The sequence below is a fragment of the bacterium genome (genome assembly GCA_024224155.1).
In the GTDB taxonomy this organism is placed as follows: domain Bacteria; phylum Acidobacteriota; class Thermoanaerobaculia; order Multivoradales; family JAHEKO01; genus CALZIK01.
In genome coordinates this window covers 25,970-44,462 of sequence record JAAENP010000254.1, presented here as the reverse complement: position 1 = coordinate 44,462, position 18,493 = coordinate 25,970, and the positions used below count along the sequence as shown (strand labels likewise).

General features: G+C 63.3%; 17 protein-coding genes. 12 read left to right on the top strand and 5 right to left on the bottom strand.

Translation table 11 applies throughout. From position 1 onward, the window contains the following. Positions 1–67: 67 nt before the first annotated feature. On the top strand, positions 68–841 hold the full coding sequence (locus tag GY769_13425; GenBank protein ID MCP4202917.1) for an ABC transporter permease: 774 nt from the start codon (positions 68–70) through the stop codon (positions 839–841). 23 nt (positions 842–864) lie between these two features. Here GY769_13425 and thiL read toward each other — a convergent pair whose 3' ends face one another. From thiL to GY769_13400, 5 genes are read right to left on the bottom strand one after another with little or no spacing between them, the layout of a single operon-like run. Continuing rightward, a complete protein-coding gene (gene thiL, locus GY769_13420; GenBank protein MCP4202916.1) occupies positions 865–1,899 on the bottom strand; it encodes a thiamine-phosphate kinase in 1,035 nt (344 codons plus the stop codon). Further along, positions 1,889–4,306 carry an endopeptidase La gene (gene lon, locus GY769_13415; GenBank protein ID MCP4202915.1) on the bottom strand — a complete coding sequence of 806 codons (2,418 nt, stop codon included), beginning with the start codon at positions 4,304–4,306 and terminating at the stop codon, positions 1,889–1,891. The genes thiL and lon overlap by 11 nt, the downstream gene beginning before the upstream one ends. Next, positions 4,299–4,763, bottom strand: coding sequence for an Hsp20/alpha crystallin family protein (locus tag GY769_13410; GenBank protein ID MCP4202914.1), 465 nt, complete (start codon positions 4,761–4,763; stop codon positions 4,299–4,301). Before GY769_13410 ends, lon begins: the two co-directional genes overlap by 8 nt. 15 nt (positions 4,764–4,778) lie before the next feature. Continuing rightward, positions 4,779–5,234, bottom strand: coding sequence for a transcriptional repressor NrdR (gene nrdR / locus GY769_13405; protein ID MCP4202913.1), 456 nt, complete (start codon positions 5,232–5,234; stop codon positions 4,779–4,781). Between the two features lie 38 nt (positions 5,235–5,272). After that, positions 5,273–6,289, bottom strand: coding sequence for a hypothetical protein (locus GY769_13400; GenBank protein ID MCP4202912.1), 1,017 nt, complete (start codon positions 6,287–6,289; stop codon positions 5,273–5,275). Positions 6,290–6,573: 284 nt separating this feature from the next. Between GY769_13400 and hrcA the strand changes: the two genes are divergently transcribed. The 11 genes from hrcA (at position 6,574) to pgsA (ending at position 18,487) form a co-directional block, all read left to right on the top strand. Further along, entirely contained in the window at positions 6,574–7,644 is a 1,071-nt protein-coding gene (hrcA, locus tag GY769_13395) for a heat-inducible transcription repressor HrcA (protein ID MCP4202911.1), read from the top strand. 3 nt (positions 7,645–7,647) lie between these two features. Then, on the top strand, positions 7,648–8,301 hold the full coding sequence (gene grpE, locus GY769_13390; GenBank protein ID MCP4202910.1) for a nucleotide exchange factor GrpE: 654 nt from the start codon (positions 7,648–7,650) through the stop codon (positions 8,299–8,301). Between the two features lies 1 nt (position 8,302). After that, positions 8,303–10,123, top strand: a complete 1,821-nt coding sequence (gene dnaK, locus GY769_13385) for a molecular chaperone DnaK (GenBank protein ID MCP4202909.1) — start codon at positions 8,303–8,305, stop codon at positions 10,121–10,123. Between the two features lie 14 nt (positions 10,124–10,137). Next, positions 10,138–11,262: a molecular chaperone DnaJ gene (gene dnaJ, locus GY769_13380; GenBank protein ID MCP4202908.1), complete on the top strand. Its 1,125-nt coding sequence runs from the start codon at positions 10,138–10,140 to the stop codon at positions 11,260–11,262. A gap of 13 nt (positions 11,263–11,275) precedes the next feature. Further along, on the top strand, positions 11,276–12,166 hold the full coding sequence (locus tag GY769_13375; protein MCP4202907.1) for a methyltransferase: 891 nt from the start codon (positions 11,276–11,278) through the stop codon (positions 12,164–12,166). Beyond that, on the top strand, positions 12,163–12,804 hold the full coding sequence (locus GY769_13370; protein ID MCP4202906.1) for a 16S rRNA (uracil(1498)-N(3))-methyltransferase: 642 nt from the start codon (positions 12,163–12,165) through the stop codon (positions 12,802–12,804). Before GY769_13375 ends, GY769_13370 begins: the two co-directional genes overlap by 4 nt. Before the next feature lie 102 nt (positions 12,805–12,906). Next, entirely contained in the window at positions 12,907–14,088 is a 1,182-nt protein-coding gene (locus tag GY769_13365) for a type IV pilus twitching motility protein PilT (GenBank protein MCP4202905.1), read from the top strand. Positions 14,089–14,140: 52 nt separating this feature from the next. After that, positions 14,141–14,563 carry a regulatory protein RecX gene (locus GY769_13360; protein ID MCP4202904.1) on the top strand — a complete coding sequence of 141 codons (423 nt, stop codon included), beginning with the start codon at positions 14,141–14,143 and terminating at the stop codon, positions 14,561–14,563. Further along, on the top strand, positions 14,560–17,250 hold the full coding sequence (gene alaS / locus GY769_13355) for an alanine--tRNA ligase (protein ID MCP4202903.1): 2,691 nt from the start codon (positions 14,560–14,562) through the stop codon (positions 17,248–17,250). The genes GY769_13360 and alaS overlap by 4 nt, the downstream gene beginning before the upstream one ends. Before the next feature lie 197 nt (positions 17,251–17,447). Next, positions 17,448–17,915 (top strand): lytic transglycosylase domain-containing protein, encoded by a 468-nt coding sequence (locus GY769_13350; GenBank protein ID MCP4202902.1) that lies wholly within the window; start codon positions 17,448–17,450, stop codon positions 17,913–17,915. A 26-nt stretch (positions 17,916–17,941) separates the two neighbouring features. Next, positions 17,942–18,487, top strand: a complete 546-nt coding sequence (gene pgsA / locus GY769_13345; protein ID MCP4202901.1) for a CDP-diacylglycerol--glycerol-3-phosphate 3-phosphatidyltransferase — start codon at positions 17,942–17,944, stop codon at positions 18,485–18,487. Positions 18,488–18,493 lie beyond the last annotated feature (6 nt).

Here is an 18,493-nt window from a genome sequence, read left to right as displayed (position 1 = left end):
ACTCGAATCCACTCCCGAACGCCGTAGGGGCTCCTGGGGTCTCGGGCTCGGCGCCGTCTTCGTGCTGATGGCAATGGGCGCCGCATTGTTGGCGCCGGTGCTAGCGCCCTATGACCCATTCGAACAGCAGCTCGAGCGGCGACTGGAAGGTCCATCCCCAGGGCACGCTCTGGGCCTGGATGAGCTCGGTCGGGATGTTCTTTCCAGACTGCTCCACGGTGCGAGAATCTCGGTCGGCGTCGGCTTGACGGTGGTTCTACTGGCAGGTGCGATCGGCACCCTGATCGGCTCGATCTCGGGGTATCTCGGCGGGAGAGTCGACGCTTTCTTGATGCGAGTCACCGACGTTTTCATGGCCTTTCCCGGAATCCTCCTGGCGATCGCCCTGGTGGCGGTGCTGGGACCCGCTCTTCGGCACGTCGTGCTGGCGCTGGTCGTGATCGGATGGGTCGGCTATGCACGACTGGTCCGGGCTCAGGTTCTGCAGGTGCGCGAGCAGGAGTTCGTGACCGCGGCGCGGTCCGCCGGAACCCGGCCTGGCGCGATTCTCCTCAAGCACATTCTGCCCAACGTCCTCCCGATGTTGCTCGTTCAGGCCAGCCTGGGCATGGCGGCGGCGATTCTCGCCGAGGCAGGTCTTTCGTTTCTGGGTTTGGGCATCCAGCCGCCGACGTCGTCCTGGGGAGCCATGATCAACGCCGGACGCGGCCACCTGCTTGACGCACCCCATCTGGCCTTGTTTCCGGGAATCGCCATTCTGATAACCGTGATGGGATTGAACTTCCTCGGTGACGGTCTGGTCGACTACCTGGATCCTCGGGGCGGGGGCGCCCGCCATTGACACCGACGATAACGGCGAGAAGCTCAGGCCAGGTGGTCCCAGCCCTTGGACCGGCCGGTCGGGAGCTCGGCCCCGCGTAACTTCACCAAGGAGTCGCGCCGATCCTCGACTGCGGCTGTCACCCGACCGACCGGCGTGGCTCGGAAAGAGGCCGGAGGTTGCTCGCTTTCGGGAAGCGCGAACATCAGGACGTAGTCTTCGCCGCCGGTGAGTGCCAGGGTCATCGGATTCTGGTCGAGGGCTCGGGCAAGCTCTGGAAACCGAAGACTCCATGGCAGGGCCGTCGCATCCAGCTCGCAGCAAACGCAGCTTTCGCGCGCCAACCTTTCCAGGTCGAGCAGCACTCCGTCGGAGACGTCGATTGCCGCCGCCCGTGGCCGCTTGGCAAGCCAGCCGCCGAGTTCGATCTGCGGGGTCGGAGCGAGGTGACGCCCGATCGACGAGCGAGCGGCGGCTCGCAGAGCCTCGGGCAGCTCGAGATCGGCGGGCAGGCGAATCGTACGCGCGGTTGCGGTAGCGCCACGGGCTAGGAGAAGCCTGCCGAGAGCGGAGTCACCCACCGGGCCTCCGAGCCACAAGAGATCACCGGCTCGCGCCAGATCGCGGCGTGGAAAATGGCCGCGCGGTGGTCGCCTACCGAAAACGGTGAGAGTGGCGTGGGTACGAGGAGACCGGGCCAGGTCGCCTCCAGCAAGCTCGATCGCGAATTCCTGACACGCGTCGAGCAGGCCGGCAAAAAAGCTCTTGTGATCGAACCCAGGAGGCGCCGCCAGGGTAGCGATGGCGTAGCGAGGCTCCGCGCCCGCTGCCGCCAGGTCGGAGAGGTTGACCCCCACGAGTCGCCGGCCGATCCGGATCGCCGGCAGACCGGAGGGAAAATGGGTTCCTTCGAGCTGCTGATCGGCCGATACGGCCCAATCTCCCGACAGCGTGAGTCGTGCCACGTCGTCGCCGAGCAGGTCGGGAAGCCCCCGACGATCGAGCTCGTTGCGAAGCCAGCCGATCAGTTCGTCTTCAGAGCTGGCCGATATCTTTCGGCCGGGCCCGCTACGCGCCACGGGCGGCTCGAGGCAGTCTGCTTTTCGAGGCCCGGCGACGCCTTCTCTTCTGGGGCCGGGTAAGTGCGATCTCGACCGCCTCCTCGCAATGGTCTACAAGGTGGAAGGTGAGTCCGGCCTTGAGGTCGCTATCGATCTCGGACAGGTCGCGTTCGTTGAGCTTGGGAATGACCACCGTGCGAACCCCGGCGTTGCGCGCTGCCAGGATCTTCTCCTTGAGACCGCCGATCGGCAGGACGTCGCCGCGGAGCGTGATCTCGCCGGTCATCGCGACGCGCCGGTCAACCGGCTTTTGGGTCAGGAGCGAAACCAGCGCAGCCGCGATGGTGATGCCGGCCGAGGGACCGTCCTTCGGGATCGAGCCCGCCGGAACGTGAATGTGAATATCGTTCTTGGCAAAGAAGTCCTTGGGTGCGTCTTTGAGGAGCTTGGAGGAGCGCGCGTAGGTGATTGCCGCCTGCGCCGACTCCTTCATTACCTTGCCGAGCTGGCCGGTGAGCATGAGACCTCCCTTGCCCGGCACGGCGACGACCTCGATGAACAGGAGGTCTCCTCCGACCGGCGTCCAGGCAAGTCCCGTGGCTACGCCGACGCGATCCCGGTTGAGAAGCTCCTCGCTGAAGTGCCGGGCCGCGCCGAGATAATCCTCGATCGATCTCGCCGAGACCGAGACTCTGAAGCGAAGCTTTCCGCGAGCTGCTTTGACGGCGACCTTGCGGCAGATCTTCGCGATCTCGCGTTCCAGGTTCCGCAGCCCGGCCTCCTTGGTGTAGTGGCGGATGATCTTGCGGATCCCGGCATCGGTGAAGCTCAGATTCTTGCCGCTCAGTCCGTGCTCCAGGACCTGCTTCGGGATCAAATGGCGCTTGGCGATCTCGATCTTCTCCTCTTCGATGTACCCGGAAAGGCGGATGATCTCCATGCGATCTCGGAAAGCCGGTTGGATCGGATGCAGCTGATTGGCGGTGGTTATGAACATCACTCGTCTGAGATCGTAGGCGACACCGAGATAGTGGTCACGGAAGGTCGAGTTCTGCTCCGGATCCAATACCTCGAGCAGCGCGGAGGATGGATCGCCGCGAAAGTCGGTACCGAGCTTGTCGATCTCGTCGAGCATGAAGACTGGATTGCTGGTCCCGGCCTGGCGCAATCCCTGAAGGACCCGACCTGGCAGGGCGCCGACATAGGTGCGGCGGTGGCCGCGGATCTCGGCTTCGTCGCGAACGCCACCGAGCGACACGCGCAGGAACTTGCGGTCCATGGCACGCGCGATCGACCGGCCCAGTGACGTCTTGCCGACTCCGGGTGGGCCGACGAAGCACAGGATCGGGCCCTTGACCTCCGGGTTCAACTTGCGGACGGCGAGGTATTCGAGAATCCGATCCTTGACCTCGGCGAGGTCGTAGTGGTCTTCGTCGAGAATCCGGCGGGCCCGGTTCAGGTTCAAAATATCTTTGCTGACCGTGCTCCAGGGCAGCGACGTCAGCCAATCCAGGAAGTTCCTGACGATGGAAGTCTCAGCGCTTTCCGGGTGACCGCGCTCGAGTTTCTTGAGTTGGGTCTCGAGCTCCTCGTTGGCTTCTTCCGAGAGGCCCTTCTCGGCAGCCAGCTTGCGGTAGTTCTCCAGATCCGCCGCAAGATCGTCGCCTTCTCCGAGCTCGTCGCGAATCGCCTTGAGCTGTTGGCGAAGGAAATAGTCCCGCTGGCTCTTGTCCATTTCGCCACGGGCCTGAGTCGATATCTCCTGCTGCATGGTCAGGACCTGGACTTCTCGCGCGAGCGAGGCATTGACCAGCCTGAGCCTGCCCACTGGACTGACGGTGCTCAGGATCTGCTGAGCCTCGTCGGTCTTGAGGTCCAGGTTGCTCGCCACCAGATCCGCAAGGCGCCCCGGATCCTCCAGGTTCGCCGCGATGACGACCACTTCGGGCGAGACTCCCTTGCCGAGTTGAACGACCCGATCGAGACCGTCCTTGACGCTCCGAATCAGAGCTTCGACCTCGAGCTTGGGCTCGTCGACAGGCGGGTCATCGAGACGCTCGATCTTCGCCTGGAGGAACGGCTCGGTCTGGCTGAAGTGCTGGATTCGAGCTCGGGTGAGACCTTGAACCAGGATCCGTATCCGACCGTCGGGTAGCTTGAGCATTCGCATGATGACGGCCGCGGTGCCGAGCGCGTAGACGTCGTCCTGCTGGGGGTCCTCGACCTCCGGGTCTTTCTGGGCCGCGAGCATCACGATCCGGTTTGCGGTCAGGGCTTCGTCCACGGCAAGCACGCTCTTGTCGCGGCCGATCGAGAGCGGGACGATGATGTACGGAAAGACGACGGTGTCTTTGAGTGGTAGGACCGGAAGCAGGTCCGGGAGGGCGATGATCTCCTCCTGGGTTTCGAGGTCAGCGCTATCCAACTGTCTCTCCCTCTCGGGGTTCGATCGCGAGCCGATAGGTCTGATTGCGCTGATCCGGTAGAAGTGGGAACTCGAGTCGCAGCACTCCGTGCTCGAGGAAGGCGCGGGCTTTCTTCGGATTCACGGCCGACGGCAGCTCCACGCTTCGCTCGAACCGTCCCCACTGCCGCTCGACTCTCAGGAAGCGGGCCCCCGCGGCGGGAGATCCCAAGGCATTCTTGTTTCCCGACACCGTGACGACGTTGTCCACGACTGTGACCTCGAGGTCCTCGACGCCCGTTCCCGGCACCTCGACCAGCAGGCAGAGTCTCGAGTCGTTCTGCGCGACGTCGACACGTGGAATCACCCCCGATTCGTCACCCAGATCACCCGGCAGGTCTGATTCATGCTCCAGGATGCAGTCCAATTCGGTCTTGATCTGGCTCACGATCCGGAACACGTTCAAGCGAGTCGTCATAGGCGTCTAGCCGGGCTATCCCCTGTTGACGAGCTTCTGCAGCTCTTCCATGAACGCGTCGACGTCTTCGAACTTTCGGTACACGGAAGCGAAGCGCACATAGGCCACCTGATCCAGCTTCTTGAGGCGCCGCATGATCAAAGCTCCAATCGCTCGAGTGGAGATCTCGCGATCCTCTTGCTCGTGGAGTTTTTGCTCGACGGCGTCGACGATTCCTTGAAGCTCGGTCACCGCGATTGGCCTTTTCTGGCAGGCCCGGTGTAGGCCGGCGAGCAGCTTCTTCCGATCGAAGTCCTCTCGAGAGCCGTCATTCTTGACTACCATGTACGGGATATCTTCTATCTCTTCGTAGGAGGTGAAGCGGCGGCTGCAGCTCAGGCACTCGCGGCGACGGCGCACCGCAAGGCCGTCGCGGCTCTCACGGGAATCGACAACGCGGTCCTTGAGTTCTCCGCAGAAGGGGCACTTCATTGTTCTAGGTCGGCGATAGCCGGAAACATCCAGCCAGGTTAGCCGTCAGATCTCAGGGCGAGGTTCAAGCTGAGCAGCGCTTCGTCGCTTGCGGTCGGATCGATCTTGAGCTGGACGTCACGAGTGACGCGTACCACGTGCCCGTCCGAATCTTCGAGAGTTAGCCGCACGGCGAGTCGCTTCGTCCTCTTGAAATCCGCGGCCGGCAGTCGCAGGAGAAGATCCTTGCGCACCGGCTTCGGCGACTGGACGGCGGGCGCGGCCTCGGGTTCGACGCTGGGCTCGGTTGTTGCCGCGGCCTCGTCGATCCCCGCCTGCGCCTCTGGAGCCTCGGTTGCCGCGGAGGTCGCTGCCAGGGCCTCCGGCTCCGGAGGTGGAGCCGTGGGCCTCGATGGCTCGGAGGCCTGGGCCCCGGTCGTCACCACCGCCTGGTCCGGGCTCGGTACGCGTCTGCCACCGGGCGTCATCTCGAGCTGGTCGCGCAGCGAGAGGAGGGTCAGGCGCGAGATGCCACGCAGGGTCTCGAAGACCCCTGCCCCGGTCAGCGCTGAGGCCTCGTAGCTCTCCCAGCCGTTCGTGTTCAGAGACTCGGTTAGCTCCTCCTTGCTCAAGACCTCGCTCAGGTCGCGCTTGTTGTACTGCAGGACCAGTGGGATGTTCTTGATATCGAGGCCGAGCTCGGCCAGGTTTTCGCCCAGGTTCTCGAGCGCCTCGATGTTCGACTGAGCCATGGGGATCTGGGAGTCCGCGACGAAGACGACGCCGTCGACTCCTTTGAGCACAAGCTTACGAGTCGTGTTGTAAAACACCTGACCGGGTACGGTATAGAGCTGGATCTTGGTTCGAAAGCCGGCGACGGACCCGACGTCCAAGGGCAGTAGATCGAAAAAGAGCGTTCGATCGGTCTGCGTCTCCAGCGACACCATCTCGCCTCGAGAATCGCTCTTGGTATGCCCGTAGATGTACTGGAGATTGGTGGTTTTTCCGCACAGACCCGGGCCGTAGTAAACGACCTTGGCCGTCATCTGCATTGTCGAGTAGTTGAAGAACGCCATGGTCAGAGCGCTTGATCGTGGGCGCGATTTCTTCGGTCTCGCCCGGAAACAGCCGGCCGATCTTACCATCGGCCCAGCACTCCGCGTCAGGGATCAGGGGCCGCTGACGGGAGATGTGCCGGCCGAGGCCGCGGCCAGGTTAGAATATCAGCTTGGTACGCCGCACGGTGGTGCGACCCATGGGGTTGTATCCGCGGACTGCGGCCGGTCATTCACGGCAGACCATGCGAAACCCAGGGACTCGATCCACAGGACGTCACGAGACACCCGAGCCGATCTCGGGCATGGCTGAGGGTTCGGGACTCAACGCGCGGGATCGCGAGATCCTCAACGACATCATCCGGACCTTCATTCTGAGCGGCGAGCCGGTGAGCTCCCGCTCGGTCGCAAAGCGCGGCAAGCACGCGCTTTCCGCCGCCACCATACGCAATGTCATGGCCGACCTGGAAGATCTGGGCTTTTTGAGCCAGCCGCACATCTCGGCCGGCCGGGTGCCGACACGAAACGGCTATCACTTCTATATCGATGCCCTAATGCAGAATCGTTCGATCACGGCGAAGGCACGACGCACGATCGACGCAACTCTTGCCTCCGGTGGAAGCGGCGCCGAGGAGATGATGTCCTCGGCGAGCCAGCTGCTTTCCGAGCTTACCCACCAGATCGGCATCGTCATGACGCCGACGGTTGGGCGCTCGACGTTGCGGGCGATTGATTTCGTCAACCTCTCCGGATCGAAGGTGCTCTGCGTTCTCGTCGGGGCGAGCGGGTTCGTCGACAACAAGGTCATCGAGACCCCCGAGCCCATCGCCCGGCGGGACTTGGTGCGCATTTCGAACTATCTGACGGATCATTTCGCCGGCAAGACCTTGCGCGAGATTCGCGACGAATTGATTGATCTGATGGCCGAGGACCGGACCAAGGTCGACCTTCTGCTCGGGCGTGCGATCGAGCTGGCTCAAAAAGCCTTTGCCGATAAAGGAACTCCGGCCGTATTGGTCGAAGGTACGACGGCAATCCTGAACCAGCCCGAGCTATCCGATCTGGACAGGATTCGGCGGCTTCTCGGCACGTTCTCAGACAAGGCGACATTGGTCCGAGTTCTCAATCAACTGATCGAGGGTCCCGGGGTTCGCGTCGTGATCGGCAAGGACAGCGACCTGACCTCCGAGTTGGATTTCAGCCTGGTGGCGACTTCCTACGATGTCGGGGACCGTAGCGTGGGGAAATTGGGCATCTTCGGACCTTCGAGAATGGACTATCAAAGAGTAATTCCGATCGTCGAGTACTTCGGCGAGAAAATCGGCCAAGCGTTGGAAAGAACCTTCGCTGAAGGTTCGGATGCCCTGGAGCAGTAGCGAATGACCGATCGACCGTTTGTAGGCGATGAAGCCGAGACCGAGGAACTGGACCTTGGTGAAGCTACAGAGGGATCCCTTGAAGAAGCGATGAAGGAAGCGCTGGAGGCTGTGGAGGGCACCGCAACCGATGGCGAGGTCGAAGATCCGTTTGGAGCCGTCGAGACCGGCACTCTGGCGGGTCTTCGAGAAGAGGTCAAAGAGCTGCGCGACAAGTCCATGCGAACGCTCGCCGATTTCGACAACTTTCGAAAGCGGGTGGAGCGTGAGCGTGGTGATCAGCGTCGTTACGCCGGTGCCGAGATCCTGCGAGAACTGCTTTCGGTGATCGACAATCTGGAGCGCGCCTTCGAAGCCCAGGGCTCGGTAGCGGAGCTGAGAGAAGGCGTCGATTTGATTCTCCGTCAGCTGGGAGATCTGCTGAAGCGCCACGGCGCCGAGCGAATCCCTTCTGCCGGCGAGCGTTTTGATCCGGCCGCCCACGAAGCCGTGGTGCGCCACGAGAGCGACGAGGTTGCCGAGCCAACGATCGTCAAAGAACTGCAGTCGGGCTACTGGCTGTGGGATCGTCTGTTACGGCCCGCTCTGGTAGAAGTTGCGGTTCCGAGCGAACCTGCGGCCGAGGCGGCCAACAGCTCCGACGAGCCGGAAGCCTGACGTGGCGAAAATCCTAGGCATCGACCTCGGTACAACCAATAGCTGCGTCGCAGTGGTTGACGTGACCGCGCCGCGCGTCTTGGCGAATCGCGAGGGTGCCCGGACGACGGCGTCGATTGTGGCTTTTACCGAAGACGGCGATCGACTCGTCGGCCAGATCGCCAAACGTCAAGCGATTACCAACCCCCAAAACACGGTTTTTGCCGTCAAGCGTCTGATCGGGCGCAAGTACGACGATCCCGAGGTGCAGCGCGCGCGAGAGATTCTGCCGTATCCGCTGGTGGAGGCCGCGAACGGGGACGTCAAGATCCAGGTTCGGGATCGCCAGTACAGTCCGGAGGAGATCTCGGCCTTCATCCTGCGCGAGATCAAGATTTTTGCGGACGAAGTCCTGGGCGAGGAAGTCCAGGAGGCGATCATCACGGTTCCGGCATACTTCAACGACTCCCAGCGCCAGGCGACTCGCGACGCCGGTCGCGTCGCCGGGCTCGAGGTGCTTCGCATCATCAACGAGCCCACCGCTGCTGCGCTTTCGTACGGGATGGATCGAGAGGACTCCGCAGACGTCATCGCGGTCTACGACTTGGGCGGCGGCACCTTCGACATCTCGATTCTGGAGCTCTCTCAGGGCATCTTCGAGGTTAAGTCGACGGCGGGCGACACCTTTCTGGGTGGCGAGGATTTCGACCAGCGGATCATGGACTGGCTGATCGACGAGTTCCGCAAAGAGACATCGATCGATTTGCGCCGCGACCGAATGGCCCTTCAGCGCCTGAAGGAGGCCGCCGAGCGAGCCAAGTGCGAGCTTTCTGCTTCCGACGAGGCCCCGATCAATCTACCTTTCATTTCTGCGGACGAAAGCGGTCCGCGTCATCTCTCACGCACCTTGACCCGGACCCATTTCGAGGAGCTGGTGCGGGACCTGGTCGAACGTACCGAGGCGCCCTGCCGCGAAGCGATGGAGGCCGCCGGGCTCTCGCCGGGTCAGATCGGCGAGGTGCTGATGGTCGGTGGGCAGACACGAACGCCGATGGTTGGCAGGGCCGTCGAGGAGATGTTCGGGCGAGAGCCGAATCGCGAGCTGAACCCGGACGAGGTGGTAGCGATGGGGGCCGCGATTCAGGGCGGCATTCTTCGCGGCGACATCAAGGACATCGTCTTGCTCGACGTCACGCCGCTCACCCTGGGCGTCGAGACCCACGGCGGTCTGTTTACGAAGCTGATCGAGCGCAACTCGACGATCCCGACCAAGGCGACCCAGATCTTCACCACGGTGGTCGACAACCAGGACACCGTCGAGATCCACGTCCTCCAAGGTGAGAGAGAGCTGTCGGCGGAGAACAAATCCCTGGGGCGTTTCGAACTGGTGGGAATTCCGTCGGCACCCCGAGGCGTTCCCCAGATCGAAGTGAGCTTCGCGATCGACTCGAACGGCATCGTCAACGTGTCCGCCCGGGACATGGCCACCAACAAGTCTCAGGGATTGCAGATCAACCCTGCCGGAGGTCTGACCAAGGACGAGATCGAACGTCTGGTCCAAGAAGCCGAAGTGCACGGGCGCGAAGACAGCCAGCGCCGCGAGGTGAGGCGCCTCAAGAACCGGCTCGAAGGGCTGATCTACACCAACGAGCGAGTCTTCGAACAGTTCCAGAAGATGCTCTCGAACGATGACCGCCGCCGTGTCCGAGAGACCCTGATCCAGGCGCGAATGGCGCTCGCTGCCGATGACCGAGCCGATCTCGAGGCGGCCATGTTCGATCTGAACAGCGTGTCACGCCAGCTCTCGGAATTGATGCTCGAAAACATTGAAGAGTCGGTCTAGATCCCGAGTCGCCCATGGCGTCACCGCGCGACTACTACGAGATCCTCGGCGTGGACCGGGAGGCCACCCAGCAAGAGGTGAAGTCGGCCTACCGGAAGCTCGCGGTTCGGTACCACCCCGACCGCAATCCGGGAGACAAGATGGCGGAGGAAAGCTTCAAGGAGGCCGCCGAAGCCTACGCCGTTCTTTCGGACACCGAGAAACGCGCGCGCTATGACCGGTTCGGGCACCGCGGCGTGGCGGGCGGCGGCTTCAGCGGTTTCGATCCCACCGTGTTCGGGGATTTCTCCGACATCCTCGGAGATTTTTTCGGTTTTGGCTTCGGCGACATGTTCGGGCGGGCCCGCCGCTCCGGCGCCGGACAACCGGGAGCGGATCTCCGCTACGAGCTTCATATAGAGCTCGAGAAGGCGGCTTTTGGAGCCGAAGAAACCCTCGAGATCCCCCGGCTCGAGAGGTGTGAGTCATGCTCCGGTAGTGGCAGCGCGGCCGGAACCGAGGCCGAGACCTGTCAGGGTTGTGCCGGCCAGGGCCAGGTTCGATTCACGCAGGGTTTCTTCACGGTTGCCCGGACCTGCCCGCAGTGTGGTGGCGAAGGCCGCGTGGTGACGAATCCGTGCACGGGCTGCGGCGGAGAAGGGCGCGTCGAGAAGCGTCGAAAGATTCAGCTCAAGATCCCGGCCGGAGTCGACACCGGGACTCGCCTTCGACTCAGCGGAGAGGGCGAACACGGCCGCAAAGGAGGTCGGACCGGGGATCTCTATGTGGATATTGTCGTCGAGCCGCACGAGCGCCTTCATCGGGACGGCTCTCACATCTTGAGCGAGGTCGAGCTGGCCTACCCACAGGCAGTCCTGGGAGCCGAGCTGGAGGTCGAAACTCTTCATGGTGCGGAATCGCTCGAGGTGCCACCGGGAACCAAGGACGGAACGCGTTTCCGGATCAAGGGCAAGGGCATAGAACAGCTCAACGGCTTCGGCAAAGGAGACCATATCGCCGTGGTGAGGTTGGCCGTCCCACACCCCAAGAATCTCTCCGATGAAGAGGTCGAGCTTCTGCGCGAACTGGCCGAGCTTGGCGGTAGTGAGATCAAAGAAGGTCGGCGCGTTTTCGATCGCGTCAAGGACCTCTTTGGCTAGGAGGGACCGCGAGTTGTCAACCGCCGTGGGCGGCTACGATGTTCTCAACCTGCGCCTGGACGGGGCCCAGGAGGCGGCTGTTACGGCAGAGCTCTGGGCAAGAGGCACTCTCGGACTCGAGACCAGCGAATCCGGGGTCAAGACGCTCGTCACTGCCTACTTCGAGCGCGGTCGGATCGTCGAGGAGGGCTGGAGCCAAGATATTATTGAGCTCGGGGGAGAATCGATCGAGGTCGTGGCCGTCGCGGCGCTCGAAGAGCGAGATTGGCTCGAGGATTATCGGCGGAGCATCGAGCCGTTCGCGGTCGGGAGACGCTTCTGGGTGGATTCGGGAGACGAAGCCGGCCGGACCAACGGCGCACCGGCTCCGGAGGGCCGCATCGCTCTGCACCTCCCAGCTCGCCGAGCCTTCGGCACCGGCTCTCACGAGAGCACGCGTCTGGCTATCGAGATTCTCGAAAATGAGCAGCTGGCAGGCTGCGTCGTGTTGGATGTCGGCAGCGGCTCGGGGATTCTGTCGTTTGCGGCCATGGCGCTCGGCGCCGCCGCGGTGGTTGCGGTCGAGGTCGACCCGGTGGCGGCACTTCTGGCGGCGCACAACCAGACACTCAATCGGGTCAGGTTTCCGCTCCTGGCCGGACGTCTGGATGCGATTCGCGACACCCGGCGCTTCGATCTGGCGCTGGTTAACGTGATTCCGGAGCGAATTGCCGATGACTTGCCCGCCATCGTCAACCGGTTGAAACCGGGAGGCCGAGCGGTGATTTCAGGCTTCTTGCGCGATCAGGCCAGCGACTACGAGGCGACGCTCCGGAGACTTGGCTTGCATCGGGTCAAAGCGCGTGATCTCGACGCCTGGCGTGCGTTTCTGATGCGATTGGGAGCAAGCGAGAGCCCGGCATGACCACCGTTTTCATTACTCCGGAGGAGTGGGCCGGGGAGCGCGTCGAGCTCGAAGGTGCGGTTCATCACCATTTGTTTCGCGTCGTCCGGTTGGCGGTGGGGGATTCGCTACGCCTGGCTGACGGCGCCGGCCGTGCCCGGCTGGGAGTGATCGAGTCGGTGAGCAAAGCGCTCGCCGAGGTTCGACTGGGCCACGAGGTTCCGGGGAACGAAGCGGAGGTCGACGTTCAGTTACTGGTCGTGGCGCCGAAGAAGCCGCGTGCCGAATGGTTGGTCGAGAAGGCCACCGAACTTGGTGTCCGTGCGGTTCGCTTCTTGCGCTCGGAGCGCGGGCCTAGATCGTACGGTGAGGGAGCGTTCGAGCGCTTCCAGAGGATCGCGAGATCTGCGGCCGAGCAGTGTGAGCGAGCCCGCGCACCCGAAATCACGGGGATGCACGAGAGTGAGGAGGTGGCGAGCTTGACCGACGCCTCGGCCGCTTCGTTCGTGCTCGATCCCTCGGGAGGGCCGCTGAGGCCGACCGGCGGCTGCGGCTCGATTTCGTTGCTGGTTGGGCCAGAGGGCGGTTGGTCGAGCCGAGAATTGGAGGGGTTCGCCGAGATCGGCATCGTCCGAGCGGGCTGGGTCCGCGTGTCTTGAGAGTGGAAACCGCCGCGGTGGTGGCGGTTTCGACCTGTGTGAGTTCGCATTGACACCCCTCGAAGACGGCCGATAGGCTTGCCGGGGCCCGAGAACCAAGCTATGAACATCAACGATCTTCTCAAACTCGCCGTCGAGCGAAGGGCGTCGGATCTTCACCTCAAGGTCGGCAGCCATCCGGTGATCCGAGTCGATGGTGTGCTTCAGCCGCTGATCGACGTCAAGCGACTGATGCAGGAAGACACCGTGGCGATGGCGTTCTCGATGATGAACTCGCGTCAAAAGCAGCGCTTCAAGGAGGATCTGGAGCTCGATATCGCCTACTCGGTCCCGGGCCTCGGCCGCTTTCGCTGCAACGTCTTCCAGCAGCGTGGCTCGGCCGGGCTGGTTCTGCGTGTGATTCCCGCCGGAGTTCTGTCGATTCGCGAGCTGATGCTTCCCAAGGTCCTGGAGAAGCTCTGTATGGAGCGCCGAGGCCTGGTGCTCTGCACCGGCACCACGGGCTCGGGAAAATCGACCACGCTGGCTTCGATGATCGATCACATCAATTCGCATCGCACCGAGCACATCATGACGATCGAGGATCCAATCGAGTTCCTCCACCGCGACAAGAAGTCGATCGTGAATCAGCGCGAGGTCGACGTCGACACTCAGGGCTTCGCGCACGCCCTGCGGTCGGCCCTGCGTCAGGACCCCGACGTGATTCTGGTCGGTGAGATGCGCGACCACGAGACCATCGAGACGGCATTGCTTGCCGCCGAGACCGGGCATCTCGTGTTTTCGACTCTGCACACCCTGGACGCGACCGAGACCGTCAATCGCGTCATTTCGGTCTTTCCACCTCACCAGCAGAAGCAGATCCGAATTCAGCTGGCTCAGGTCATGAGAGCGGTGATCTCTCTGCGGCTGGTTCCGCGCGCCGACGGCACCGGTCGGGTGCCCGCCGCCGAGGTCATGGTGGCGACCGGCTATATCCGCGAGGCCATCGAGAACAAGGAAAAGACCAAGTACATTCGTGAGCAGATCGCCCTGGGAACCAGCCAATACGGAATGCAGACCTTCGACCAATCGCTCTATCAGCTCTACAAGGGCGGTTTGATCACGCTCGATGAAGCCCTGCGTCGCGCATCGAATCCGGACGAGTTCAGGCTCAAGATTCAGGGTGTCCAGTTCACTGCCGATGTGTCGCGCGAACAGATGGAGTCGACGCTCGAGCTGGCGGATGACTCGGATCCGACAGCCCAGGACTCGCCCTTCGAGGTCGAGCGCTTTGGCGATCAGTAGAAACGGCCGGCCCGCTCCGTCGGGGGGTTGTTTCGACAAGGCCCTGGACTTGTTGAGTCGCAGGTCCCACTTTCGTCGCGAGCTGGAGCAGAAGCTCCTGATGCGCGATTTCAGCGCGGAAGAGGTCGAAGCCGCACTGGATCGGGCTACCGAGCGCGGTTTTCTGAACGACCTGGAGTGTGCGCGTGAGCTCGCTCGGCTGCGAGTGGAGCGGCGCCATGAAGGACCGGCCAAGCTCTTTGCCACGCTGACGCGGCGCGGTTCGGACTCGGGTACCGCCCGCCGGGTCGTCGCCGAGCACTACGCCGACGGCGAGCAAGAGCAGTTGCGACAGGCCGCGTCTCTCTGGTTGAATCGCAATTCCTGGGATCGCGACCGTCTGGCGCGCCATCTCAAGGGCAAAGGATTCTCAGGGGGTGCGATTCTCTCGGCACTCGAGCGGACCGAGGCTCTGGTCGATGGGGAGGCTTCGTGAACAGCCGCGACATCCGAGATTCGTTCCTCGATTACTTCGAGCGACACGGGCATCGCATTGTCGCCAGTGCGCCGCTGGTTCCGCATGACGACCGGACGCTCCTGTTCACGAATGCCGGCATGGTTCCGTTCAAGAACTTCTTTCTCGGCGCGGAGCGGCCGCCCGCTCCTCGAGCCGTCAGTGTGCAGAAGTGCATGCGCGTTTCCGGCAAGCACAACGATCTGGAGAACGTCGGCCCGAGCCACCGACACCACACGTTCTTTGAAATGCTGGGCAACTTCTCCTTCGGCGACTACTTCAAGGCGGACGCGATTCGGTATGGCTGGGAGCTGGTAACCGAAGGCTGGGGCATCGAGCCGTCCCGGCTCTATGCAACGGTTTTCGAGGAAGACGACGAAGCCGCCGAGCTTTGGAAAAAAGTCTCGGGGCTCCAGGCCGAGCGAGTCCTGCGTTGCGGAGCAAAGGACAATTTCTGGGCTATGGGAGACACCGGCCCGTGCGGTCCGTGTAGTGAGATCTTCGTTGACATGGCTCCTGCGCAGCCGCCGGTGGCCTGGAAGGAAGGCAGCGAGAGCGGCCGTTATCTCGAGATCTGGAATCTCGTGTTCATGCAGTTCGAGCGTCAGGCCGACGGCGAGCTGAAACCGCTTCCCAATCCCTCGATCGACACCGGGGCCGGCCTGGAGAGAGTGGCCGCGGTTCTTCAAGGGGTCGAGTCCAACTATGATTCGGACCTCTTCAGCCCGATTCTCTGCGCGACGTCCGAGCTCGCCGGTGTTTCCTACGGGAACACGCCGAACGGTGACGTGGCGATGCGAGTCATCGCCGACCATCTGAGGGCGGTCGGTTTCCTTCTCGCCGACGGAGTCATTCCCAGCAACGAGGGTCGGGGCTACGTGCTTCGCCGCATCCTGCGCAGGGCCGTGCGTCACGGCATGAGTCTGGGTTTCGAGGATCCTTTCCTCGGCAAGCTGCTACCCGTGGTCTCGGAGGTGATGGGCGAGGCGTATCCGGAGCTCGGCAAAGCGCAGGCGGGTTCGGTGGTGACTCTGGCGACGGAAGAGAGGAAGTTCCTCGAGACCCTGGCCACCGGATCCCGGCGGGTGCAGGATGCGATCGAGAAGGCACGCGCCGCGGGCAGTGACCATTTGGACGGCGGGAGCGTGTTTCGCCTGTATGACACGTTCGGCTTGCCGCTCGAGACCATCCGCGAGATCGCCGAGGAGGAGCAGATCGGCCTGGACGAGACCGGCTTCAACACCGCCTTGAACGAACAGCGCGAACGCTCGCGCGCCGCAGCCGACGACGCCCACAAGCTGTTGGGAGACGCCGAACGCCTGCTGCTCGAAACCGTCAAAGGCGAGACCGCTTTTTGCGGATACGAACGTCTCAAACTGGATCAGGTGCCGGTTCTCGCGCTCACTCGGACCGAGGGTGAGGAGGCGGAGTTGACCGAGAGTCTCACCGCCGGACAGGAAGGAATCGTCGTCTTCCCGAAGACGCCCTTCTACGCGGAAGCCGGCGGGCAGATCGGCGATCGCGGCCGGTTGCTCTGGCCCGGCGGTACCGCCGAGGTTGTCGACGTCCAGAGGGAGAAGGGCGTCAGCTTTCATCTCGTCAAGGTCATCAGCGGCGAGTTGTCCACGGGCGATCGGGTCGAAGCCGAGGTCGACGCGGTCTGGCGCAAGCCGACGCAGCGCAATCACACCGCGACACATCTCCTGCACGCAGCGCTTCGCCACGTTCTAGGTGAAGGCGTCCGTCAGGCCGGCTCGCTGGTGGCTCCGGACCGATTGAGGTTCGATTTCACGTTCGGGCGCCCGCTCGAGCCGGAGGAGCTCGCTACGATCGAACAGATCGTCAATGACTGGGTTCTCGAGGCCCAAGGTACCGAGACTACGGCCGAGCGCGAGTTCGAGGAAGCCGTTGCCGCCGGGGCGATGGCTCTCTTCGGCGAGAAGTACGGCGAGCGGGTGCGCACGGTCGCGGTGCCCACGCTGGATCTGGGCGCCAACGAGAGCGTAGACAGTCTCGAGCTCTGCGGTGGCTGCCACGTGTCGAATACCGGCGAGATCGGCCTCTTCGTGATCACTTCCGAGCGCGGCGTAGCGTCCGGGGTCCGGCGCATCGAAGCCCGCACCGGCGACGGCGCGCGCCAACTGGCCGTAGAGCGCGCTCGCCTGCTGCAGGAGGCGGCCGGGACACTCTCGGTCGCCGAGGCACGTCTTCCGGAGGAGGTCGCGGCTCTGGCCGGCCGGCAGCGAGAGCTCGAGCGCGAAGTCTCCAAGCTGCGCATGAAGATGATTTCCGGTGCCGCAACCGGCGATCGTGAGATCGAGATCGAAGGTGTCAAGGTTCTGGCCCGCGAAGTGCCGGCAGCGCCGATCAACGAGATCCGCAGCATGGCCGACGTTCTCAAGGCGCGCATCGGCTCGGGAGTTGTTGTCCTGGGGACTCGGGAGGCCGGCAAGGTTCACCTGGTAGCCGCGGTTTCGCAAGACCTCGTGGAGAGAGTTCACGCCGGCAAGCTGGCCGGGGCGATCGCAGCCAAGGTCGGCGGCCGCGGCGGCGGTAGGGCCGAGTTCGCGCAGGCGGGGGGCAAGGACCCCGACGAGCTCCCCAAGGCGCTCGAGTCCGTGCCAGAGCTCGTTCGGGAGCAGTTGCTCTCGGTGGGAGCCGGGGCGTGATCGGACGGTTGGCGGCGCCGGCGTTCTTGCTGGCTACTCTGTTCGGCCACGGCTTGTGGGCCGAGGTGAGGGTGGTCCAGCGCCCGGACGGCAGTACCTACGTCTACAACGTCCGCTCGCGTCGAACGCCGAGTCCACCGAGTCGGACCGCGACGACCACCGCCACACCCGGCCGGCCGAGTGAAGCGCTGGAGATCATGGTCAATCGCCATGCCAACCATGCAGCTCTCGAGCCCAGGCTCGTCAAAGCGGTGATCCAGGTCGAGTCCGCCTTTGATCCCCGCGCGAGATCCCACAAAGGCGCCATGGGCCTGATGCAGCTGATGCCGGAGACGGCAGCGGCCTTTGCCGTGTCGGACCCCTACGATCCGGAGCAGAACATCGGTGCGGGAACCAAGTACCTGAAGCGGCTGATCGATTCCCACGGTGGACTGGAGCTCGGTCTCGCGGCCTACAATGCGGGTCCCGCCGCGGTGAAGCGCTTCCATGGCGTACCGCCTTATCCGGAGACTCGCGATTACGTCGAGAAGGTGATGCGACTCTACAAACGTGATTCGCAGTACTCTCTGGCAGGCTCGAGGTATCTCCGGCGGGGGCGCAAGACCTACCTCATTCGCGACGCCTCGGGCCGTCTGGTCATGACGACGAGCCCTCCCAGCGGATAGACCGAGTTCGCTCGTCCCCGATGATCTTGAACCTTCCCAATATCCTGTCGCTTATTCGCATCCTGCTGGTGCCGCTCTTGGTGGCGGTGCTGTTGACCAAGTTCGAGGGCAAGGAGTTTGTGGGGTTGGGCGTCTTCTTGGTGGCCTCGTTCACGGATTTTCTGGACGGCTTCATCGCTCGCAGGCGCGGGATGGTCACTCGTCTGGGAAAGCTGCTCGACCCGGCCGCCGACAAAATCCTGAACTCGGCCGCGTTCATCGCTCTGGTCGAGCTGAATCTGGCTCCTGCTTGGATGGTGGTGGCGATCATCGCGAGGGAGTTCGCCGTCTCCGCTCTGAGCAGCGTCGCGGCCAGCGAGAACATTGTTCTGGGGGCGATCTCGTCCGCGAAGGTCAAGACGGTCACGCAGATGGTGGCTATCGCTCTACTGATCTTCTATGACCGGCTCGGGAGCTTCGAGCGGCTCGCAACGGTCTCGCTCTGGCTCGCCATGCTGGCCAGCCTTTACTCCGGCTTCGAGTATTTCTTCCGCTACGGCCCCCGACTCTTCGGCGCCGGCCGCGGCAAGTAGCCCCCC